At 37.0% G+C, this 23,361-nt stretch carries 17 protein-coding genes; all 17 read right to left on the bottom strand.

Annotated elements, in window-relative coordinates; genetic code table 11:
• Nucleotides 1-109 precede the first annotated feature (109 nt).
• Nucleotides 110-913, bottom strand: a complete 804-nt coding sequence (gene proC, locus EDD61_RS09480) for a pyrroline-5-carboxylate reductase (protein WP_008978159.1) — start codon at nt 911-913, stop codon at nt 110-112.
• An 11-nt stretch (nt 914-924) separates the two neighbouring features.
• On the bottom strand, nt 925-1,977 hold the full coding sequence (locus tag EDD61_RS09475; protein ID WP_132225147.1) for a suppressor of fused domain protein: 1,053 nt from the start codon (nt 1,975-1,977) through the stop codon (nt 925-927).
• Between the two features lie 290 nt (nt 1,978-2,267).
• Nucleotides 2,268-3,932, bottom strand: a complete 1,665-nt coding sequence (locus tag EDD61_RS09470) for a hypothetical protein (protein WP_132225145.1) — start codon at nt 3,930-3,932, stop codon at nt 2,268-2,270.
• A gap of 137 nt (nt 3,933-4,069) precedes the next feature.
• Nucleotides 4,070-4,597, bottom strand: a complete 528-nt coding sequence (gene nrdG / locus EDD61_RS09465; RefSeq protein WP_008978156.1) for an anaerobic ribonucleoside-triphosphate reductase activating protein — start codon at nt 4,595-4,597, stop codon at nt 4,070-4,072.
• 11 nt (nt 4,598-4,608) lie between these two features.
• Nucleotides 4,609-6,771, bottom strand: a complete 2,163-nt coding sequence (gene nrdD, locus EDD61_RS09460; RefSeq protein WP_132225143.1) for an anaerobic ribonucleoside-triphosphate reductase — start codon at nt 6,769-6,771, stop codon at nt 4,609-4,611.
• 717 nt (nt 6,772-7,488) lie between these two features.
• A complete protein-coding gene (locus tag EDD61_RS09455; RefSeq protein WP_132225141.1) occupies nt 7,489-8,136 on the bottom strand; it encodes a CBS and ACT domain-containing protein in 648 nt (215 codons plus the stop codon).
• 3 nt (nt 8,137-8,139) lie between these two features.
• Nucleotides 8,140-8,844: an ABC transporter ATP-binding protein gene (locus EDD61_RS09450; protein ID WP_008978154.1), complete on the bottom strand. Its 705-nt coding sequence runs from the start codon at nt 8,842-8,844 to the stop codon at nt 8,140-8,142.
• A gap of 2 nt (nt 8,845-8,846) precedes the next feature.
• Nucleotides 8,847-9,623, bottom strand: a complete 777-nt coding sequence (locus tag EDD61_RS09445) for an ABC transporter ATP-binding protein (protein ID WP_008690476.1) — start codon at nt 9,621-9,623, stop codon at nt 8,847-8,849.
• 1 nt (nt 9,624) lies between these two features.
• Nucleotides 9,625-10,581 carry a branched-chain amino acid ABC transporter permease gene (locus EDD61_RS09440; RefSeq protein ID WP_008690475.1) on the bottom strand — a complete coding sequence of 319 codons (957 nt, stop codon included), beginning with the start codon at nt 10,579-10,581 and terminating at the stop codon, nt 9,625-9,627.
• Nucleotides 10,582-10,594: 13 nt separating this feature from the next.
• Nucleotides 10,595-11,476, bottom strand: a complete 882-nt coding sequence (locus EDD61_RS09435) for a branched-chain amino acid ABC transporter permease (protein ID WP_008690473.1) — start codon at nt 11,474-11,476, stop codon at nt 10,595-10,597.
• A gap of 96 nt (nt 11,477-11,572) precedes the next feature.
• On the bottom strand, nt 11,573-12,769 hold the full coding sequence (locus EDD61_RS09430) for an ABC transporter substrate-binding protein (protein ID WP_132225139.1): 1,197 nt from the start codon (nt 12,767-12,769) through the stop codon (nt 11,573-11,575).
• Between the two features lie 313 nt (nt 12,770-13,082).
• Complete coding sequence (locus EDD61_RS09425) at nt 13,083-19,898, bottom strand: discoidin domain-containing protein (RefSeq protein WP_165877205.1); 6,816 nt, start codon at nt 19,896-19,898, stop codon at nt 13,083-13,085.
• Between the two features lie 573 nt (nt 19,899-20,471).
• On the bottom strand, nt 20,472-20,711 hold the full coding sequence (locus EDD61_RS09420; protein WP_008690467.1) for a hypothetical protein: 240 nt from the start codon (nt 20,709-20,711) through the stop codon (nt 20,472-20,474).
• Nucleotides 20,712-20,722: 11 nt separating this feature from the next.
• Nucleotides 20,723-21,166: a hypothetical protein gene (locus EDD61_RS09415; protein ID WP_008690466.1), complete on the bottom strand. Its 444-nt coding sequence runs from the start codon at nt 21,164-21,166 to the stop codon at nt 20,723-20,725.
• 582 nt (nt 21,167-21,748) lie between these two features.
• Nucleotides 21,749-22,111, bottom strand: coding sequence for a hypothetical protein (locus tag EDD61_RS09410; RefSeq protein WP_132225135.1), 363 nt, complete (start codon nt 22,109-22,111; stop codon nt 21,749-21,751).
• A complete protein-coding gene (locus EDD61_RS13840) occupies nt 22,108-22,263 on the bottom strand; it encodes a hypothetical protein (protein ID WP_008690464.1) in 156 nt (51 codons plus the stop codon). Before EDD61_RS13840 ends, EDD61_RS09410 begins: the two co-directional genes overlap by 4 nt.
• 390 nt (nt 22,264-22,653) lie before the next feature.
• Nucleotides 22,654-23,319 carry a site-2 protease family protein gene (locus EDD61_RS09405; RefSeq protein WP_008690463.1) on the bottom strand — a complete coding sequence of 222 codons (666 nt, stop codon included), beginning with the start codon at nt 23,317-23,319 and terminating at the stop codon, nt 22,654-22,656.
• Between the last annotated feature and the right edge of the window lie 42 nt (nt 23,320-23,361).

The following is a 23,361-nucleotide window of genomic DNA, read 5'->3' as shown; positions in this document are numbered from 1 at the left end:
TGTATTTGCTTTTCCTTCCCATAAGAAAAGATCCCTCCTTTCATAAACAACCTTTTATTTATTTCCGTTGTCTACTTTAGAGGGATCATATCATTCATCCCTATCTTCGTTATTTCTTTGTCATCTTACGACTTTTATCCGCACAAGCTCGCATACCTTCCATGATGGCACTACGCAAACCTTTTTCTTCCATTTTCATGACAGCCTCAATGGTCGTACCGCCCGGTGAACAAACCATATCTTTAAGCTCGCCGGGATGTTTCCCGGTTTCTAATAACATTTTAGCAGAACCAAGCATGGCTTGTGCCGCAAATTTATAAGCATCTTTTCGCGGCATGCCCTCTAACACCGCCTCATCTGCCATAGCTTCCAAAATCATAAACATGTATGCCGGTGAAGAACCACTGACTACCGTTACCGCCTCCATCATTGACTCCTGTACTTCTGCACATTGTCCAAAGCTTTCAAAGATATCAATGATATCTTCTTTATCATCCTTACTCATCATCTCTCCAAACGCTAGTGCACTCATTGCCTCACCAACAAAAGCAGGGGTATTGGGCATCGCTTTTACTGCTTTCACCTTACGATGAAACATTGCATACAGATCTGCTAAGGTAACACCGGCAGCGATATTCACCATGATTGCATTTGGTTTCACATGCTCTCGTATTTCTTCAATAATCTTGCCATACATATGCGGTTTGACAGCAAGAAATAAAATATCCGCATTGCAGGCTACGGTTTCATTGTCACTGATATATAAATCATAAGTTCTGCTTAATGTTTCCAGTTTCTCTGGATGCTGATTACTGACGATCATATGATCGCCATCCACTAACTGTGCCTTCATAATGCCTTCTACCATAGCTTTTCCCATATTGCCACAGCCAATAAATCCAATTGTTTTCATATGTGTTCCTCCTATCGTGTATGGGGTTCCTGTATCAGTTTTCCCAATAAAACAGCTTTTTGCTGTTCATCCTTTGTTTGTTTAAACTCTTCTTGTGTAATTGGATGAATCCATGTCAGATGGACACCTTGTTTTTTAATTGATAAAGCTAAAGCGTCGGCAAAATGATCATCATCTAACAATATGCAATACGATGTATCATGAAACTGCATATCCAAGGTATGCTGATCAGCCAGACAATCCATTTGTTTCCAAGGCAGCTCGCATAAACCGGCAATTTTTGCAAAGACTTCCATTTGCTCATCTGCGCTATATACATCTTTTCTTAAGGCGATAGCAAACTCACTACGTGCATAAGATTCATAATCATCATAATAGCTATCTGCATTTGGCATCGCAAACATTCCCACACCAATTGTAAATGCATATAGGACTTCATCCTTTTCAAAGGTCATTAACAGACGGCTTGGAAATTGATCCTTATGCAAATCATAACAGTTGCTTGCCTTGCCAAAGATCTTACACAAATCTTCAAAGTAAGGTGTATGATAAGCTTTCCATACCTCATTAAATTCCTGTGCCCAGAAGGCCTTACCTGCCTGCATGCGTGGTGCTAAAGCTTCATAAGCATCCATCAGCTTCCATCCTACCATCGTATTTTCTTTCAAATTACGAGTATACCCGCTAAAACTTTTTCCATCAGCCCAGCTTGGGATAATGCTGTAGAGCTCTTTTTGATAATATAAAGCTGCGATATGCCCTTCTTTGCTCCAAACAATTTCAATATTGTCTTCATCCCAAGGTGAAATATCTGTTGGATCCTGCAAAAATTGCTTTGGCAGCATAGGCTGATGATCCTTAGCAATCGCATCCTGATCAAACGCATCCGGTGCTGCTTTCAGATTTTTGACCCAACACGCACTGCGGGCAATTAAACGCTGTTGTTCATAATCCAAATCATACATATAGAAATAGATGCTTTCACCATCACTGATAACATCTGCCGCAATCGGACATAGCGGTGATTGTGAAAACGCCAAACTTTCTTCTTTTATTTGCTCCATAACAGCCTCCTATTTCTTTCTATTATTATACAAGATATCGCAGACGATGAACAGTTGTTCAAAGAAAATAGTCATTTGATTCTTGCTCATTGGAAAGAAACATCATATTGTTAAATAACTTATGAGCTTTCTGCTTATATTTTGATAGAGCCACCTATTCTTTCTCATCATACTCAACCTAGAAAACGCGATTACAGTGTTTTGCATAGTGTATGGTTGCTAAAGCATACAAGCATAACAAAAAGTGAAGCTTTCATCCTATTGCTTAGATGATTGCTCCACTTCCTTGCTTATTTAATTTCTTTAATCGTTTTAATTCCTTCCGTATCAACATAAGTGATATTCAGCTTATCCTTTGGTTTTAAGAATACCAGCTGATTCTCATATTTCGTTGTAAAGGAGATCTTAAAGATTTCATTGTTCTCTGCCTGAATATAATATAATGTATTTCCTTCCACATTTAGTTTTTCAATAGATTTCACCACAATCGTTGCCGTCTTCATACTTTCGGCACTGATATTGTCACTGGACGTACCTAACAGGTTCAAAGTCTTTTTAAACAAGGCATCCAAGCCTTCATCACTGGATACGGTCGCAACCTTTTGATAATCAACTGCTGAAACTGTCGCATACATCTTAATCAAGCCATTGTCTTTCAATGACATTAAATACACTGGGTTGCCTTTGATATTGATCAATAATGGGAAAGTAGACTCATAGCCATAGTTTTTCACTTCGGATTGTGCACTCTTCATAGCGCTGGTTTCATTTGCTCCGGCCGTCGCAATCTTCATTGCTTCATGAGTTCTCAGATTCACTAATACAAAGCCTAAGTTGGACTCATCGGCATTCGCAGATGTAATACCACTATACAGCCAAATATCGCCATCTTTTTCTAAATAATTATAGCCTTCACTTGTTAAGGTCACACCATTTTGTCCAAACACGGAATTCCAATAGCCGCCTTGCAAACTACCATTTTCATCTAATTCATTAATAACCAGTGATTCAGGGAAAATACGGTCAGCCCATGTCGGTATCTTTCCTTTATCATATTTTGTACTTTCACCGGTAATCGGATCAAGGAAAATTGCCCCTGTTACACTCTTCTTCGCCCCTACCCCTTTATAGGTATAGGTCGAACAAATATACCAAGGTCTTCCTTTTTCATCAATTTCAAAAGAAGGAGAACCAAAGATTTCAGTTGGATGTTGGAAACGTAAATGACGCATCAGATTTTCATTAAACATTGCCGATGGGACATATTTCATTCCATCCAATCCCAAATCCTTTAATTTTACCAAAGATGTTTTTCCACTTGTACTATCTACCGTGATATAAGCAGGAATCCCGTTCCCTTTATTTTTAAAATACTTAATGAAACCATTGTAGGTTAACGGGGTCACGCGATACACACTGTCTTTATAAGAAATCTGTGTATATTCATCACTGACATTAAACTGTGATACCCATTCACTCATATTGCCCATTACCTTATCACCCAGACGTATTGAGCTATCTCGATCAATGATGGGTGTCTTTTTGAAATCCACTTCCGGAATTTCCTTAAACTTTACATCCTTCACCGCAATACGGTTTGCATATTCTTTTGCATGGAAGATTTTTGAACTGATTAAGGATGACGCAAAAGGAAAGATAATCATGATGGCTAAAGCAATCGCACTTAGTTTTGCCGCGGTTTTCCAATTGCTTGTTTTTGCTGTTGCATCATGTACCGTCTGCTTTATGAATTTGCCTTTTAATCTATCAAATGCATGCATTCCCTGATTGGTTAAAGAGAAAATCAGGGTGATAATTAAGATTGGTCCTACGGTAAAAATCAGAAACTGCCAAAACTCTGGCGCATGCCAGTTTAATGGCGGTAATACGACATAGAAATATCCGAAAACATATACCAGATATACCGGTATGATAAATAACATATATTTTTTCATATAACGCACCTCACTTTTTGATAGTACTTACTATATCATATTTATCACAAAAGATACAGAAAGTTTTCTTATCAAAGTTTTTCACAAAGATAATATGAAAACTGTGAGCAAATCAGCTTCACTCACAGTTATATACACTATCTTTTCTCATCCATTAATACGATGTGATGACACTCTCTGGTTTTCTTCATATCAATCAGACGCTGATTGCTAGAACCACGGAAACGTAAAGTAATATCCTTTAACTCTTCGATAAAACGTCCATCGACCAACACATCAATAAGCGAGAGCATTTCATCGGTATCCTCGCCATATCGTTTCCCTTGCACAATTAAATCTTCATCCAATGTAAAACCGGTAAAACACCAGATATCTTTTTCCGGCAATTCTTTGCGCACTTTTCTTAATAGCTTTACCAACACTTTTTGATTCTCGAATTCAAACGGTTCCCCGCCAAGTACTGTTAAGCCTTTAATATAAGGAGAGGCCAATGCCTGCAGTATTTCTTGTTCACTTTCTTCTGTATATGGCTGTCCATAGGTAAAATCCCATGTTTCCGGTTGGAAACAATGCGCACAGCGATTTGTACATCCGGATACAAACAAACTAACGCGTACTCCGGGACCATTGGCTATATCATACTTTTTAATTGCTCCATAATACATGGCGATTGCTCCTACAGATGCAAGACACGTTCTTTGATTTCCTGCGTTCTTCCTTGATTCCAGAACTGTGTACCGATATAACCACATGTTCTTCTGGCAACATTCATCTTATCCTGATCACGGTTATGACAGTGTGGACATTCCCAGATAAGCTTATTATGCTCATCACGAATGATCTGGATTTCTCCATCAAAGCCGCAAACCTGACAATAATCACTCTTTGTATTTAATTCAGCGTACATGATATGATCATAAATATGCTGCATAACAGCTAAAACAGCATCTATATTATTCTTCATATCCGGTACTTCCACATAACTGATTGCTCCACCTGGAGATAGCTTCTGGAATTGTGACTCAAAAGTCAATTTATCAAATGCATTGATTTCTTCCGTCACATGGACATGATAGCTATTTGTTATGTAGTTTTTATCCGTTACACCTTCAATGATGCCAAAACGTTCCTGTAAACATTTTGAGAATTTATATGTCGTAGATTCTAATGGTGTGCCATATAAAGAGAAGTCAATATTTTCTTCAGCCTTCCATTTTGCACATGCATCATTCAAATACTGCATAACCTCTAACGCAAATGGAGTAGCTTCTGGATCCGTATGAGGTTTTCCTGTCATATAGCGTGTCATTTCACATAAGCCAGCATAGCCTAAAGAAATCGTGGAATATCCATTAAATAACAATTTATCAATGGTTTCTCCCTTCTTTAAACGGGCCAAAGCGCCATTCTGCCAAAGGATAGGTGCCACATCACTTGGTGTTCCCTTTAAACGATTATGGCGACACATCAAGGCTTCCTTACATAATGCCAAACGCTCATCCAAGATACGCCAGAATTCCTTCATATCTTTTCCACTGGAACAAGCAACATCCACTAGGTTTAAGGTTACAACACCTTGATTGAAACGACCATAGAATTTATATTGATCATTTTCATCCTTATATACAGTTAAGAAAGATCGACATCCCATACATGTATAGCAATTGCCATCCTTCAGCTGTTTCATGATCTTTTCGGAAATATAATCTGGAACCATGCGTTTTGCCGTACATTCTGCAGCTAATTTTGTCAGATACCAATATTTGCTTCCTTCGCTCACATTATCTTCTTCCAATACATAAATCAGTTTTGGGAATGCCGGTGTAATATAAACGCCCTGTTCATTTTTTACACCTTGAATACGCTGATTTAACATTTCTTCAATGATCAAAGCCAAATCATCGCGCAGTCTTCCTTCCGGTACTTCATTCAGATACATGAACATGGTAATAAATGGTGCCTGTCCATTCGTTGTCATCAACGTAATGACCTGATATTGAATTGTCTGTACCCCTTGTTTGATTTCACGCTTTACACGCAGCTCTGCAATTTCATTGATAATTTCATCGCTTACCTGTACCCCGGTTGTTTCCATTTCACGACGTACTTCCCTTTGGAATTTTTCACGGCTGATCTGTACAAACGGTGCTAAATGTGACATGGTGATACTTTGCCCGCCATACTGACAAGAGGCAATTTGTGCAATCGCCTGGGTTGCGATGTTACAAGCTGTTAAAAAGCTATGTGGCTTTTCAATCATCGTTTCCCCAATGACCGTACCATTCTGCAGCATATCCTCTAAGTTTACCAAACAACAATTATGCATATGCTGAGCAAAATAATCCGAATCATGGAAATGGATAATACCTTTTTCATGTGCTTCTACAATTTCCGGAGGCAATAAAAAACGCTTCGTAATATCCTTGCTTACTTCTCCTGCCATATAGTCACGCTGTACGCTGGAAATGGTAGGATTCTTATTAGAATTCTCTTGTGCCACATCTTCATTCTCAAATTCCAACAAACTTAAGATCTGTTTATCTGTTGAATTTGACTTTCTTACCAATTCCCTTTTATATCGGTAAGTAATATAATTATTGGCCACCTTAAAAGCCGACTGCTTCATGATTTCTTCTTCTACCTTATCTTGAATTTCTTCTACGGTAGCACTGCGATTCAGATGCTGACAATATGCCGTGACATTTGTTACGATCTGAGCAATCTGTTCACCACTCATCTGGTAAATATGGGTGACACTTTGATTTGCTTTACAGACAGCATCCTCAATTTTTGATGCGTCGAAGACAACTTCCTTTCCACTTCTCTTTATGATATTCATACACTACACCTCTTCATCATTCCTAATATCCTTTAGCATTATATAGGAAAAAGTGAAGAAAATAAAGTATCATGCTAAAGAACTTTATCACCATATTTCACAAGTGAAAACTTTCAATAAAAGAAAGCCTTTGTTCATCGCTTTTCTATTTTTGGAATAGCCTTTGTGAATGAAAATATATTTTTTATTTTCACATCATCATCGTAGTAAAATTAACATAAAAAGAAAGATGCCGTTAACTTTTTAGAGCTCCCCCCCATGAAGGTATCGGTTAAAAAAAGGATCTGGAGAAATGGACTCCACTTCCTGATTATTACCCCCATTTGATTCGCTGATGCCTTGCTTGTTTCTACTCCTATCATAGCCTCTTGTATAGGTATTTTATATTTAACAAAGAAAGCAAAGAAATAATTAACTCGCTATCTCATAAGTTCAAGATACCCTAATCTTTATAGGCATTCTTGAGCTTTTTAAATTGCATTTTGATAGGATAATTTAAGCACATAAATTAGTAAACATTTCATAATACGTAGTTCACAACACCAAGACATACAAAATACGCACTTGAATTCTCACCAAGACATACAAAACACGCAGTTCATTTTTACTGAAAACATACAAAATACGCAGTTCATGACCATAATCCTATCTTTTTCTTTATGACTTCCCTTATTTTACCATTGCCACCTGCATGTATAAAGACAAAAGAAAAGAACCCTATGCAGGATTCTTTGTAATACTTAAAACTTTATAGCCATTTTCTGTCAGATCCTTTTCCAGATTATCTGTCTGGAATGTATCAATACGGAAAATCAACTCAGAATATCCATTATGCTGATTATACACACCTAAGTGCGTGATATTGCAATTGTTGCGCACAAAGATCTTGCTTAATTCCCCAATGGTTCCAAGCTCATCTTTTACTTCTACGCAGACGCGACTGCCACTTGTACGATAACCTAGGATATCTATGAAGCTGCTTAACACATCGTTGCTAGTTAGGATACCAACCACCTCATTGTCATCATTGACAACCGGCAGACAACCGATATCATGTTTAAACATCAACAGTGCCGCATCTTCTAAGAAACGATCCTCATGAATGGTAATCACATCACGAATCATGATGGCATCCACACTTGTTTTAGATAATAGATAGTTTAGCTCATAGATGCTCAGGCTAGTAGCTTTAGAAGCACCTTTCTTGCTGATCATGCCTTCCGTAACCAAGCCAACCAATTTTTTGCCGCTGACTACCGGAATACGGTGCAGATTCTTTTCGCTCATGATGTCAACAACATCACTGATCTTCGCATTCACGTCAATACATATTGGATTCTTTGTCATTCGATTTTTTACGTACATACTTTATCCTCCTAAATATGCTTTCTGAATTTCTTCACTATCCGCAAGTTCTTGTCCGGTTCCACTCATGACGATCTTACCGGTTTCCATGACATAGGCTCTGGTAGCTACGGATAAGGCCATACGAGCATTTTGTTCTACTAACAAAATCGTTGTCCCTTTGGCGTTGATATCCTTGATAATACTAAAGATTTCTTTTACCAGAATGGGTGCCAATCCCATACTAGGCTCATCCAACAATAAGATCTTAGGATTTGCCATCAAGGCTCTGCCCATGGCTAACATCTGCTGTTCTCCTCCGGATAAGGTTCCTGCTGCTTGTTTACTACGATCCTTTAAGATAGGGAAACGTTCATAAACAGCTTCCAGATCTTTCTTGATGCCTTCTTTATCCTTACGTTGATAAGCACCTAATTCAAGGTTCTCTAATACCGTCATATCGGCAAAGATACGTCTGCCTTCCGGTACATGGGAGATTCCTGCTTTCATTATATCCTGTGCGCTCTTCTTGTTCAATACTTTGCCATCATAGGTAATGGTTCCCTCACTTGGCTTTACCAAGCCCGACAAGGCTTTCAGAATACTTGTCTTACCGGCACCATTCGCACCGATCAAGGTAACAATTTCACCTTCATTAACTTCAATATCAATGCCTTTTACGGCATGGATTGCCCCATATTTAATATGCAGATTCTCGATTTTCAGCATGCCTATACCTCCTCACCCAGATAAGCTTCAATAACACGCTTATTGGATTTGATTTCTTCCGGTACACCGGATGCGATGATTTTTCCATAGTCTAATACATAAATTCGTTCACACAGATTCATGACCAAAGACATATCATGTTCAATCAATAAGATACTGATATGAAATTCATCACGGATAAAGCGAATTAATTCTGTTAATTCAGCAGTTTCCTGTGGATTCATACCGGCTGCCGGTTCATCTAGGAATAACAGTTTTGGTTTAGCGGCCATCGCACGAGCGATCTCCAAACGTCGCTGTTCTCCATAAGGCAAGTTGCAGGCAAGCTCTTCGCATTTATCTTCCAGATGAAAGATTGTTAACAGTTCCATTGCCTTTTTCTTCATGGCGATTTCACTCTTATAATACTTAGGAAGACGCAACAAGGCAGTGATAACGCCATAATCAACATCTTTATTCATCGCAATCAGAACATTTTCCAATACGGTCATATCCTTAAACAGACGAATATTCTGGAAGGTTCTAGCTAAACCTAAAGCAGTGATTTTATATGGCTTAATGCCGTTTAATTTAATTGGTTTATCATCTTTTGTGAATTCAATACTACCTTCACTTGGCACATAGACACCGGTTAACATATTGAATAAGGTTGTTTTACCGGCACCGTTTGGTCCGATCAGACCAACCAATTCACCTTCATTGATTTCCATATTAATATTAGAATTGGCACAAAGACCATCAAAGTTTTTCGTTAATTTTTTTACAGAAAGTAAAGGCATCTTAGTCTACCTCCTTTTTCTTTTGCCACTTCTTTGGCAGAAAATCGGTAACTTCCTTACTGCCAAACAATCCCTGCGGACGATAGACCATGATCACGATAATGGCTAAAGCATACAGGATCATACGGATTTCCGAATAGCTTTGCAGGGTAAGGTTGATGATACCCAAAACAATCGCCGCAAGGATACTGCCGGATAAGCTTCCCATACCACCAAATACTACAATGACCAGTATATCAATAGATTTCATGAAACCAAAGGTTGTTGGTTTTAAAACATAAAAGTAAGCCGCATATAAAGCACCCGCAATACTTGCCAACATAGCACCAATGACAAATGCTAAGGTTTTATATTTTGTCGTATTGATCCCCATGGATTCACTGGCAATCTCATCTTCACGAACGGAAATACAAGCGCGTCCATGGGATGAACGAATAAAGTTATGAATTACTATTACCGAAATAACAATAAACACAAATACCAGAGGGAATGTTGTTAGCTTAGGAATATTACTTAAGCCGGCTGCTCCACCGGTAATTTCCATATTTTGAATAGCGATACGGATAACTTCAGAAAATCCCAAAGTGGCAATTGCCAAATAATCCCCACGTAAACGCAAGGTTGGAATGGCAACAATCAAAGCAACTACAGCCGTAATCGCCATACCTACTAACATACCAACAAATAAACCGGTTAAGTTTGGCATTTTCGCCAATACGATAGCTGCCGAATATGCCCCAATGGACATAAACCCAGCATGTCCTAACGAGAACTGTCCGGTAAAGCCGATAATCAAATTCAAGCCTAACGCCAAAATAATATTAATACCAATCGTAATAATAGCTACCTGATATGTGTTTGGAATCATTCTGCCACTAATAGCAATCTGAAAGATACTGAAGATTACACAAACAACGATTGTCCAAATGAGATTACGTTTTGTAAATTGACTTTTCATACACGTACACCTCCTAGACCTTTTCCTTGACATTCTTACCTAACAAACCACTTGGTTTGATGATTAAAATGACAATCAGAATCAAATATACAACGGCATCTTTTATCATCGAGAAACCATAACCACTTGCTAAGGTTTCCAAGATACCGATAGCTTCTCCACCAAGCATAGCGCCCGGAATAATGCCGATACCACCAAAGACAGCTGCGATGAAGGCTTTTAGGCCCGGAATCATTCCCATCAATGGGTCAATAGAATTATAATACATACCAATCATAACACCTGCAGCACCAGCTAAGGCACTACCTAAGGCAAAGGTAAAGGAAATGGTATTGTTTACATTGATACCCATTAAAGCTGCTGCATCCGGATCCGTAGATACCGCACGCATCGCTTTACCAATCTTTGTCTTCTTCACGATCAGCTGCAATGCAATCATCAATAAGATCGATGTCACAAAGATCAGAATCTGATGATTAGAAATCTGTAATCCTGCAAAGGTATATACCTCACGTGGGAAGAAATCAGCTGGATATGTACGAATGTTTGGTCCCATGAAGTACATCATGGCATATTCCAGAAACAAAGAAACACCGATAGCTGTAATCAGTGAAGTGATGCGTGATGCATGGCGAAGTGGTTTATAGGCAATCTTCTCAATCAAGACACCTGCCACCATACAAATCACCATAGCTAACAGCATGGTTGGAAAAAAGCCCAAGCCAAGTGATGTTGAGGCGAAGAATCCCACATAGGCACCCAGCATATAGATATCCCCATGGGCAAAGTTAATCAGTTTGATAATCCCGTAGACCATGGTATATCCCAGTGCAATCAGCGCAAAGATACTTCCGACGGATAATCCATTGATCAGCTGTTGCAGAAATATTGTCATATTTATACCCCTTTCGTATACGAATTTACTCTTCTTAAAAACGTCAAATAAGGTGAAAGTGTTCTTTCACCTTATTTACGTGCTTCCATCATAGTCTTATTTGGTTACGTCTACGTTTTCAACAGAAGCCTGTTCTCCATCTTTTAATGATACTAATTTAATAGATTTGATAGGAGTGTGATCCTTATCCATAGAGAATGTTCCTGTTACACCAGTGAAGTCTTTGTATTCAGCAATTGCAGTATTTACTTTTTCAGGATCATCGGTTCCTGCTTTTTCAGTAGCTGCTTTAACGAAATAAGCCAAGTCATAACCTAATGCTGCAAATGTATCTGGTTCTTTACCATATTCATCTTTATAAGCTTTCAGGAAGTTACTGATCTTATCGTTGTTTTCTTTCAATGAGAAGTGTGTTGTGAAATATACATTGTTCAATGCTTTCGCACCGGCAACTTCTTTCAATTTAGGTGAGTCAAATCCATCAGGTCCTAAGATTGGTTTATCAATACCGTTTTCACGAGCCTGTTTGATGATCTGACTAGCTTCTTCATAATACCCTGGTACAAAGATAGCATCGAAATCTTTATTTTTGATTTTTGTCAAAATGGAAGTAAAGTCTTTATCACCCTTCTGATAATTTTCGGTACCAACAATTGTTCCACCTAATTCTTTGAATTTTGTTGTGAAGACTTTTGTCAGACCTTTTGCATAATCACTGGAGTTATCGGCATAAACGATAACTTTCTTAAAGCCTTTATCCATAGCAGCTTTCGCAACGGCATTTCCCTGGAAGGAATCAGAGTAACAGATCTTATAGCCATAAGACTGTACGGTTTTGCCATCTGCTTTAAAAGTTGCCATATCATCGGTAGCAGATGCTGAAATCGTTGGAATCTTACTTTCTTCTGCCATCGAGAAGGCCTGTTTTGTAAGTGATGAAATAGCTGGTCCTAAGATCACCGTATTACCATCTTCTACTAAAGTGTTATATACCTGAGGCATTTCGGTATCATCTGTTTTGTTGTCCTTGATTTCAAGTTCAATCTTTTTCTTAGTACCACCGACATCAACACCGCCAGCTGCATTAATTTCCTTCACTGCCAGTTTGATACCTTCTACATGACTGGTACCATAAGTAGCTGCTGTACCAGACTGTTCATAATTGACACCCCATTTAAGTGTATCACCGCCGCCAACACTTCCGGCATCCTCACTTCCACAACCTGCAAGTGTTGTCAAAGTCATAGCGGAAACTGCTGCCATGGCCATTAATTTCTTAAATCCTTTTCCCATAACAATTCTCTCCTTTAACATTTTCCATATCCTCAAATTCATCGTTTTTGAAATTGATTATCCTTATTATACCTCAATGCAAACATTTTGCAAGCACTTTCTGCATTTTTTTCATAATTTTCAGAAACATTTTAATTTTATTACAAGACATCTCATAAAACATCTCAACCCTTCCATAAATTGCCATTTCTTTTTCATATCATGATGGTTGAAAAACTTATGAATCCTGGTAATAAATAAGAATAAAGATAGTAAAAAGATGGGCATCGTTATACCATGCCCATCCATTTAGAATTAGACATAAAACGCAGTATTACGCTTCATTGTCAGTTTCTTTTTTACGTTTCATCATTACTACTACAGCACCTGCTCCAGCAATTAACATCGTGCCAGCCAGTAAGCCGGTATTCGTAGTATCACCAGTTTGTACTTCTTCTTCATCCTTCTTTGTTTCATCAGGTTTGTTAGTTTCTGGTTTTGTAGTTTCCCCTGGTTTTGATGGCTCAACTGGTTTTGTTGGATCATCTGGTTTTTCTGGGGTATCCGGTGTGTCCGGTGTATCTGGAGTATCTGGAGTATCTGGAGTGTCCGGTGTATCTGGAGTATCCGGTGTATCCGGTGTATCCGGTGTATCCGGAGTATCCGGTGTATCCGGAGTATCTGGAGTGTCCGGTGTATCTGGAGTGTCCGGAGTATCTGGAGTATCCGGTGTGTCCGGTGTATCTGGTGTATCTGGTGTATCTGGAGTATCTGGATCATCTGGTTTTGGAGCTTCTGCGGCTTTCAAATCAGTAATTGCTTTTGTTAATGCGTTTTGAGCTTTTTCGATTTGCTCAGCAGATGCATCCTTATCATCCAATACCTTTTGTGCGTCAGCTAATGCTTTTTCAAAGATCGACCAGCTTTCTGCAGTATATTCGTCTTTATTGAATCCTGCAGCATCGTTCACAAGTTTTCTCAATGCTTCTTTTCCTGTTTCTGGGTTCACAGGAGGTACTTCATTGATTTCTTCCAAAGCATCTATAGCTTTTTGCAGATTTGCAATTGCTGTATTTATATCTTCAAGCGTTGCATCCTCATTCGCATCCACATCTTTCGCTGCTTTTAATGCTTTCGCAAAATCAGCCCAAGTTGCTTTTGTATAGTCTTCCTCTTTTAATAGTTCAGCAAATACAATTTTTGCTTTCAAGATTGTCTTATCAACTACACTAGGAGTCTTCTTTTCCAGTTTATCTTTTGCCGTATTCAATGCTTTAATAGCATTATCTACAGCAGTCTGATCAACTGTTTCAGATTGATATGCATCCTTAGCTGCTTGCAATGCTTTTGCAAAGTCTTTCCAGCTTTCAGGTGTATATTCTTCTTCTTTCAGCTTAGCTGCTTCATTGATTGCTGTTTCCAGTTTAGATTTATCTACAGTAACGACAGGCTTATTCTCTTTACCATAGAAACGAATTTCTGCCATCGAAGCATATGCATTCATAGTATCGCCACCTGTACTTAATGCAATGAACTTCACATATCTTCCAGATGTATCTACAAATGCAGCTCGCTGCCAATCTCTACTACTTAAGTATTTTCCATCGTTATCAAATTCAAATACACCTACAGATTTGAATTCTTTGCCATCTTCACTAACTTGAATTTCTGCTTTAAGGATATCGCCATTAGCTCCGCCTTTACTCTGACGAGGCAGGAAGGTTACATTGCTAAGTGTATAATCCTTGCCTAAATCAAATATAATATCCTGAGGCATTTTTCTTTCATCTGCTACTAGATAGTTTGTATGCCAATAAGAACCCTCATTGTAGTCTAAGACATTAATAGCTGCTCCATCTTCGCCATCATCAGCTGTGATTTCGCTTGAAACACTCTTAACAACTACACCATCTTTGTTATTGCTAGCTTCTTTGTTAATCAGCAGTTCTTTATCCAATGGTTTTACTTCTAATCCAGTAATCGCATTCAAGATACTTGTTGTTGCACTATCCACCTGTGATTTTGTATAATTTCCATCCTTCAACATATCTGCAGCCGCATTCAGAGCGTCTGTTAATACTTTGTAAGAATCTTCTGTATACAGAAGGCTGCTATATTTATTACCTTTTTCAATTGCCGCCATTAAATCAGTCGTATTGACACCTTCTTTTACAGTTAATTCATAAGATGCCTTTTTGCTAGGATCTGTGATCGATGTAACTGTAATTGTTGTCTTACCAGCCTTTAATGTACGTACAAGGTATGAAATATTTGTGCTTTCACCAGTCATAATAATACTTGCAACACTAGGATCCGAGCTTTCAACCTTATAGTATTGATTAGCAGGTGCGTTAGGTTCTGTTGTAACTGACGCTTTAACAGGACTAATTTCATCTTTGAATAATTCAGTCGCATTCGCTTTATCTAAAATAACTTCTTTAACACTTACTTTGTCTGCATGAACGAATTCCAGCTCTGATATAGACATATATTTGCTTGAAGCACCTTCAGCAGCAAATAATTCAATATCGACATTCTTAACTTTTGTATCTGCTTTTGCAGGAGCGTAAGCATATTCTAACTGTTTGCCGGTGATTTCTTTTTCTTCTTTAGAATCATCGGCATAAGTGATCGTATATTTCACCTTGCCAACCGCACCATTTCCTAAATTTGCACGATTGAACAACTTGATATTAGATAATGTCTGTTCTTCTTTCAAGGCAGCATGTAATGTTAATGGAAGTGTTACATATTCTTCATTAAAGTTAGAACCTTTGATGTCCCAAGCTAAGTCAAATCCAGCGCCACTGCCGCCATCAGCTTTGTTACCGTTAAATAATCCATCAAATTTCTTTTCATTGATCATTTTTTCAACGTTTGTACCATCATCTGTTGGCAAGAATTCATTTGTTATTGTCATTGTAACGTCTTCTTGTTTCAATGTTACATCTTTAACCGCTGGTGCATCAGGAATTTGTGGTTCTTCGTTAATCTTAGCTTTCACTGTTGAATAGTTTGGTCCAATTAAGATGCCGTTTTCAATCGTTAAGAAAGAATCAGCCGCTTTTGTCTTCAGATTAATATCCTGTTTTGCAGTCATTGTGATAGTTGCCAAGATATGGTTACCACTTGTTAAAGGCTTGTCACCTCTGTTCATGAATGCCAAGTTCAATAAAGCCCCTGTTCCATCATCGAATGGTGTATCAATACTCATATTTTCCATAGAAGCGATATATGGATTCTGGCTTGTCTTCACATCTTTGATCATAGCTGGGTCATAGAAAACTAATGCTCCTAACCCATTGACATTCTTCATACTATCGCCATAAATATCAACGGTGAATTTTTCCCCGGCTTTTACAGATTCTACACTAGGGATGAATAGCATGTTACCCGCTACATTACCCGTTTTCTTAGTTCCGCCATCTAACTGGAACATTGTAAATGCATAATCATAAGCATCATATACATCATTGTAGTTAATGTCAGCACCATGTGCCTTGATCTGTGCATCAAAGGTTGTCTTTTGGAAGTATTTAGATCTACCGATATACTGACTCATATTTGTATAATCGCCTTCGGTTACGGTAGGTTTTTGTAAACTACTTCCTACAGCAAAGCCTTTGCTTCCATCAGCTTTATAAACATAAAGACCGTTACTTGCGAAGAATTTACCGTTAGATTCAACTACATTCAGTTTTACATAACGTGCTGTTTTACCAGTTAAATCAACTGTTTTTACACTGTCTTGAATGCTGTCACCCTTTGTATAACTCCAAGGATGTTCTGCACCATTTTGAACTTTGATCCAGTTCCAGCCATCCATACTAATGGAAACATCCAACTGATGTACCGTACCATTAGAACCTGTTCCTACAGTACCTGATCCATCATTCGCATCCCCACGAGGATAGTATTCAAACTTATCAAGTGGATACGCTAAGCCCATATCAATAATAAGATCTTTGCCGGTTGCATCCCCTGTGGAATGGAACATCGTATTGAAGTTTTTATCATTTGCATGCGCTATTTTACCCCACTGATCGCCATACTCCCATTTAATACTTTGTTCTGGCACATTTCTCCATGGGTCTTCTAAAGTTGTAACTTGTAATTCATTACTCCATTCAGAATAACCTTCTGCATTTCTTGAACGGATTTGATACGTATGTGCAGAATGATAGTCTAAGTTTTTATCTAAGAAGCTAGTTTCAGTACCAACGCTGTTAATTACGCCATCCGCCTTAAGTTCATAAGAAGTAGCTCCATCAACAGCAGTCCAATTTAACTGAATGCTTGTTGGTGTTAATGATTCATTGTCATAGCTTAATTCAGGTGCCGCTAAATCTTTATTTACTTCGTCTTTTGAGAAATCTGCTTTATTTTCAAAACCTTCAATGACTAACGTCTGTTCATTGCTAGCAACATCTGTTTTAGCAAATTTAACATACAGTTTAGGATTTACTGTGATGTCAACTTTGAAGTTTTCAGTATCTTTTGTATATTTGTTCAGATTAGGTGCATCGTTATAGAAATATACATTTCCGCTAGCTTTATCGAATTCTTCTTGAGAAGTAACTTTTTGAAGTGCTAATTCACTGCTTCCATTTTTCGCAGTTACTTTTGTAGGTTCTTTTGATACATTTACGACAAAGGTAGTGTTGCGGTTGCTATTGTATCCTGTATAGCTGCCTACAGATTTTTCTGCTTTCAAAGTAGCTGTTGTTCCTTCTACATTCGATGTGAATTTTGTTGTGACACTTCCACCGTAAGATACTTCTTCTTTATTGCTATTGTCAATGTAGTTTCCATCATCTTCATAAAGTGAGAAGCTTGTAGAGCCTGCCGGCCAGAATTCAACAACACGTTTAGTCTTATCCAAACCATTTTTATTGGTATCAGAAATAGGCTGTGGGTTGTTGTTTTCTTCATACATAGGAACGATAGAACCGTTTTTAACAAATAATGGTAGTTTCCAAAGTGGTGCATCAAAGCCATTCAAAGTTTGTCCGCCTTTGTACTGTTTACCAGTAAAGTAATCAATCCAGATTTGATTTTTATCTGGCAGGTAGATACCGTTTCTGACATCGTTTCCATTTTCATCACTCTTCTGATTTTCATAAATAGGAGCTACTAGGAAACTGTCACCATACATATACTGATATTCTGTATTACGTTTGTTATAGGCATTTCCTTCATTAGGATATTCTAAGAACATCGCACGAATCATAGGCAAACCATTCGTAGCCTCTTTTGCCAAAGTATATGTATAAGGCATCATTTCAGCTTTCATTTTCAAATACATTCTGTTGATTGGAGTATATGGGTCACCATTATAATATGGTTTTTTAGCACGGTTTCCCCAACCATCCATATCAAGCATCTGTGGAGTGAATGCTTTCCACTGATAGTCACGTGTAGAAATGATATCTCCACCACCGAAGATTCCATCCATGTCACTACCTATATTTGGATTACCGGATAAGCTCTGTCCAATATACGTTGGAATGTGGAAACGGATATATTCCCAATCGCCACCAGTCTGATCCCCTGTCCAAATACTTCCATAACGCTGTGTACCAGCCCAACCATCCAAAGTAACAATGTTTGGTCTGTTCTTAGTTTCAGTTACGATATCATACGCACGTGAGATACCGTCAAGTCCAAACGAATAACCCGAACCAACCCAAGCAACATCGGTTTTCAGCGTAGTGATACCGCCTTTTTTAACTTCTTTATCAAAATCACGAAGTTTTTGATATTCCAGTGTTGAACTTGTTGAAGGAGTTAACTGACTCTGCGTCCAAAGACCGGTTGTAACACCTTTGGAAGTTGCATAATCTGTAAACTCTTTCAAGTTTTGTACGTTAGCATCAATTGCTTTTGTTTTTTCTTCCATGGAACCACCTGTGTATTCATAGCCGTTTTGACCATAACCACAGCCATATCCATCATTTGGAAGGAACCAACCTAATGGCATATCGGTATCTTCATGTCCATCAATAACAGCACGGGCAGAGAATTTATAGATATCATCTGTTGTTCCTTTTTTTGCATTAAATTTATCTGTCATAGTCGATGGACCGGTACCATTTAGCGTTTCTGCATAAGCATCTGGTTTTAAGATATATCCATCTGTTAAACCATTTTCCCAATATTTCAGGCCATCTTCCAATTTCCAATACGTATGTCCACCGGTTTTACCATTTTTCAAGGTAGCATCTGTTTGCTCAGTTGACCAGCCATCACGATTGTAACAGTTCAGATGCCCTAAGTAGAAAGCATATTCCGGTAATAAAACAGCATTTCCGGTAACCTTATAATAATCCTTAAGCAGTTCTTCTGCTTTTTTAGCATTATCGTTTGCATCAGAAATAAAGTAATACGCATCAAATTCTTTTTCATCATGAGATGCGATAACTTCCTCACTATTACTATTCTGGAAATCGTAAGCTCCTGTTTTAAAGGTATTTCTTAAAACACCATAACCTTTTGTTGACCAGTAGAATGGATTCGGAGATGATACACTGCCATCTACCCATGTATTATCAATAGCAATCTTGATAACCTGCCCTTTATGTGAGAAACGACCATTCTGTGTACCGCCGCCATAGAAATATTCATCAGCGGAAGCAGCCAGTTTTTGGCTTGTTTTACCTGATGCAATTGTAAGTGGTTCACTTTCTTGCATAACGATAGTGCCATCTGCTCTTTTAACTGTCATCAAGCTCGTTGTTTTGTTAAATTCAATAATCGTATTACCAGCACTGATCTTTAAAATATCACCATCGGTAACAGTAGCTTCTGGCTTTGTATATTCATCTGAATCATCAGGCTGTTGCTGAATTTTACCGATATGATCTTTACTGTTAGGTGTTGCATATTGATCAAACTTACCTGAAGGATCAATATTAAATCTGAAGATGCCATTTTCAAGGAATGTTATTTGTCCTTGATAACCATTCTCATATGTGATTACAATTTTGTTTTTCCCAGTTTTTTCAACTTTTGTGATTGCCCCTAAGGCCGCATTTGTTTCTTCTGCATGCACCTTTAAAATATTGAAATTACTGGAGCAAACACCGCTGAAAGCTAAGACGGTTGCCAGGGATGCTGGCCCTATCTTTTTTAATATAGATTTTTTCTTCATATTCCTTCCCATAAATTCCTTTCCATTATTAAAATATGAATATCATAGTCGTTCTCCATAACACCTCCCTTTATTTTCTGCATTATTGTTCATGTTTCAAATCATATACTTTATTACACAGTTAATTTCAACTTGAAATTAACTGTTTTTTTATACATTGAAAGAAAATAACCTGAAAAAAGCAGGGTTTTAGACTTTTATCAGATTGTATCAAAAAGTATAAGTTTTTATATACGCGGTAACTGTTCATGAACAATAAAACAGATATCCACCTCATCACATCAGAAATGACATAGAATGCATCTGACAATATTATTTTAGTTCTTTGTAAAATCAATGTAAACCCTTTCTGTTTGTAATTTTGATTATTCTTTTTACACTTTTTAGTTATGAAGATGTAAATAATGTAAATGTAACAAATGTAATTTTCGCGAAAATAGCAATGAATTTCTAATCATTTCTACCTTTTTTTATAGGAACATATACTTTTTAATAGCTGTCTTAATTTAGTTTTCCATAAAAAAACTGCAACTTATCAGATTTATCCGATACCTTACAGTATAAAATCTTTCCTTAGTGATTTTTAATCATATACCCTATTCCATAGCATGTAGACGCATAGACTAAGCACGGTACGATCGCCGCCAGGAATGTTTGTAGACAATATCCCCACTGTGCTGCCATTGTTGTGTTATAGTTATTACAATAGGCACTTAATTGCTGATAGGTCGTAAATAATGTGTACCCCATATATATAATCAATAAAACGGATAACACAAAAAAATACGTATATACATTCTTTTTGTTTTTCATATAGCCTCTTTCTAATTTACTTTTTTATCAAGTTTATGTTTTTTCACCCAGTTATCAAATAATTCTTCCGTCATTCTTTGTGATTGATGAATACTATCAATACATTTTCCTCCATTGGCATAAAAAATGCCTGGTGTTTTATCAAATTCCGGAAAATATTGTTGTATGATTGCCCTATTTACATTAGGTTGTTCTTTTTCTCTTTCTAATGGCACTTCATAGAGTACCACATGATGGTTCTGACGATAGTTTTCAAATAATTCGTGGAAGTCCTCACAATACCCACACATGGATTGCGTAAAGGCAATCGTAAATTCTTGCCCTTTTTTCATCATTGATTCCATATCCGCCAAAGATATTTGAATGACTTCTCCAGCCGATTCATCTCTTTCATAACTCGTACATCCGCATAACAAAAAAGTAACCATTAGAAAAGCCAAAAATCTTTTTTTCATAATGATCCTCCAATTTAATTACTTTTAGTTACCGCACAAACATAATACCCTATATCGAATGAAATTACAAGAAAGTCATAACGAAGAAACCTGTCATGTATAGAAAAAAAGAATACTCTGTTTGTATCATTTCACGCATTTATCCTTTACCAAAAACAATTTTGATTGATCCGAAAAGGCAATACAATAGTATGATTTTTTCACTACTAACAATTTAGTTTATTATTACTTTCCATATACAACCATCTAGGTATTCACAAAATTCCCTTATTTATCAGATTTCTTTACACCACGAAAAAAAAGCAAGGTATCTTTCTTCGAAATCTTACTCTTTTTTCACTTAAAATTTTCAGCTTTTTATTTTCAATATTATTTTACTCCATGTTTACTCGAATTATTTTTTTATGCCTCTACAATTTGCTTTTTACTTATCATACTGTAAAATCCCTCTTACATGCTTCATATTTACAAGTCTTTCTACTATTTTCATCTTATTTAAAGCTTATGTATTCTTATACTAAAACAGATAAAACTTAGATACCATACGGTCCGACATTACTTTATCTGCAAAGTATTTCATATTCAAGTGTTTATTCTGGATTTCAGATACTTTACAATTTGTTTAGCCTCATCATTATCTTTCTGATACTGCTCTGTTCCTACCTGTGTATTATTTTTTGATACATAGACAGCTAAATTTCGATTATCTTTCATAATAATCTTTATACCCACAAACAAATATGGAGTTGATAATATTCCAGTAGGTAAGCCAGAGCTAGGCATTAAAGCTAAGAAGGGAGCTTGTTTCCCTTTTTTACTAGCTTTTTCATTTAAAACAACACATCTTTCTATTTCACTTAATGAATATTTTCCTTCTGTCCCATTTAATATTTGAAAAGCGTTATTCGAAAAATCTATTTTAATACTAGAAAATTCTTTTATCATTTTAAATCTACATCAGACAGAGAAGGAAAAGGTTTTACTATGCGAATATCATAAGGTTCACTAGTTGATATACTTGAAATACTGTTCGCGCTACTGTAAGTTAATACTGTGTGGGCAGTAAAATAATAATTGTAAGGATATGCATTATTCATGTGCATCAACCTCCTTATATCTCTTCTATTATCATTATATGCAATAAATCTAAAAATGTAAATTTTTATATCTAAAATAAATAGATAAATAAATATTCTTTAAAATTAACTGCCATTTTGAAGTTCCATTACAAAATTTATCAAATAACTTATAAACGATAATGTATAGAGAAAAACCTTTATCTACTTCTAAAAAGATATATACAGTAGTCTTAATCAACTAAAAAATTTTCACTGATTTATAATTTTCATTATCAAACTCGTATCACAAATATGAAATTCACAGAATAATCTAATTTTTGCTTTTCCATCTTCTTACGTCATGTAAACATTGACGTCTTTCATAAAACAATCTGCTTCCACCTGCATCACATAAAAAAAGGAACAGGTTTACCCCATTCCTAATAACACACGACTGATTGTTGAGAAACAATTGACGATCGCACTTCTTGCATAAAACAATGGGCCATCTAATACACCACTGACCAAAACCAGTATCAATGCGAAGGATAAATACATTTCATAACGCATCAAATTGAAATAAGTTTCTTCACTAAGAACACCCATTAAAATCTTAGAACCATCAAGCGGCGGTAATGGTATTAAGTTAAAGATACCTAATCCAATGTTAATCAGTGCAGTCATATAACTCAATTGAAACAGATAATCGGCAACAGCACCTGAATAATTGCTATAGAAATTAAAACGAATCATCAAATAGCATAAGAATACACAGATAAAACCAATCAGCATATTCATCAATGGTCCAGCTAAGGCTGTCCAGATCATGCCTTCTTTTTTATTACGATAATAATAAGGATCTACTTCCACTGGTTTGGCCCATCCAAATTGAAAGAAAAGCAAACATAAAGTACCAATGGGATCCAGATGCTTTAAAGGATTTAAAGTCAAACGACCTCTTTCCTTTTGCGTATAATCACCCAGCTTATAGGATACAAACGCATGAGCAAATTCATGAAAGCTCAAAGCAATTGCCACGGCCGGTATCAGATAAATCATTTCACGCAGAAAACTATTGAAATCATAACCAAACATGATGTTTCCTCCTTCTGGTAGTATTCAATAGTATAACAGATT

The organism is Longicatena caecimuris (assembly GCF_004341945.1).
Classification (GTDB): domain Bacteria; phylum Bacillota_I; class Bacilli_A; order Erysipelotrichales; family Erysipelotrichaceae; genus Longicatena; species Longicatena caecimuris.
The sequence above is the reverse complement of the archived record's forward strand: the minus strand, read 5'-3'. Positions and strand labels throughout refer to the sequence as shown.

Coding starts and splice junctions, on each gene's coding strand:
- proC (WP_008978159.1), bottom strand. CDS start 913: ATGAAAACAATTGGATTTATTGGCTGTGGCAATATGGGAAAAGCTATG.
- EDD61_RS09475 (WP_132225147.1), bottom strand. CDS start 1,977: ATGGAGCAAATAAAAGAAGAAAGTTTGGCGTTTTCACAATCACCGCTA.
- EDD61_RS09470 (WP_132225145.1), bottom strand. CDS start 3,932: ATGAAAAAATATATGTTATTTATCATACCGGTATATCTGGTATATGTT.
- nrdG (WP_008978156.1), bottom strand. CDS start 4,597: ATGTATTATGGAGCAATTAAAAAGTATGATATAGCCAATGGTCCCGGA.
- nrdD (WP_132225143.1), bottom strand. CDS start 6,771: ATGAATATCATAAAGAGAAGTGGAAAGGAAGTTGTCTTCGACGCATCA.
- EDD61_RS09455 (WP_132225141.1), bottom strand. CDS start 8,136: ATGTACGTAAAAAATCGAATGACAAAGAATCCAATATGTATTGACGTG.
- EDD61_RS09450 (WP_008978154.1), bottom strand. CDS start 8,844: ATGCTGAAAATCGAGAATCTGCATATTAAATATGGGGCAATCCATGCC.
- EDD61_RS09445 (WP_008690476.1), bottom strand. CDS start 9,623: ATGCCTTTACTTTCTGTAAAAAAATTAACGAAAAACTTTGATGGTCTT.
- EDD61_RS09440 (WP_008690475.1), bottom strand. CDS start 10,581: ATGAAAAGTCAATTTACAAAACGTAATCTCATTTGGACAATCGTTGTT.
- EDD61_RS09435 (WP_008690473.1), bottom strand. CDS start 11,476: ATGACAATATTTCTGCAACAGCTGATCAATGGATTATCCGTCGGAAGT.
- EDD61_RS09430 (WP_132225139.1), bottom strand. CDS start 12,769: ATGGGAAAAGGATTTAAGAAATTAATGGCCATGGCAGCAGTTTCCGCT.
- EDD61_RS09425 (WP_165877205.1), bottom strand. CDS start 19,898: ATGAAGAAAAAATCTATATTAAAAAAGATAGGGCCAGCATCCCTGGCA.
- EDD61_RS09420 (WP_008690467.1), bottom strand. CDS start 20,711: ATGAAAAACAAAAAGAATGTATATACGTATTTTTTTGTGTTATCCGTT.
- EDD61_RS09415 (WP_008690466.1), bottom strand. CDS start 21,166: ATGAAAAAAAGATTTTTGGCTTTTCTAATGGTTACTTTTTTGTTATGC.
- EDD61_RS09410 (WP_132225135.1), bottom strand. CDS start 22,111: ATGATAAAAGAATTTTCTAGTATTAAAATAGATTTTTCGAATAACGCT.
- EDD61_RS13840 (WP_008690464.1), bottom strand. CDS start 22,263: ATGAATAATGCATATCCTTACAATTATTATTTTACTGCCCACACAGTA.
- EDD61_RS09405 (WP_008690463.1), bottom strand. CDS start 23,319: ATGTTTGGTTATGATTTCAATAGTTTTCTGCGTGAAATGATTTATCTG.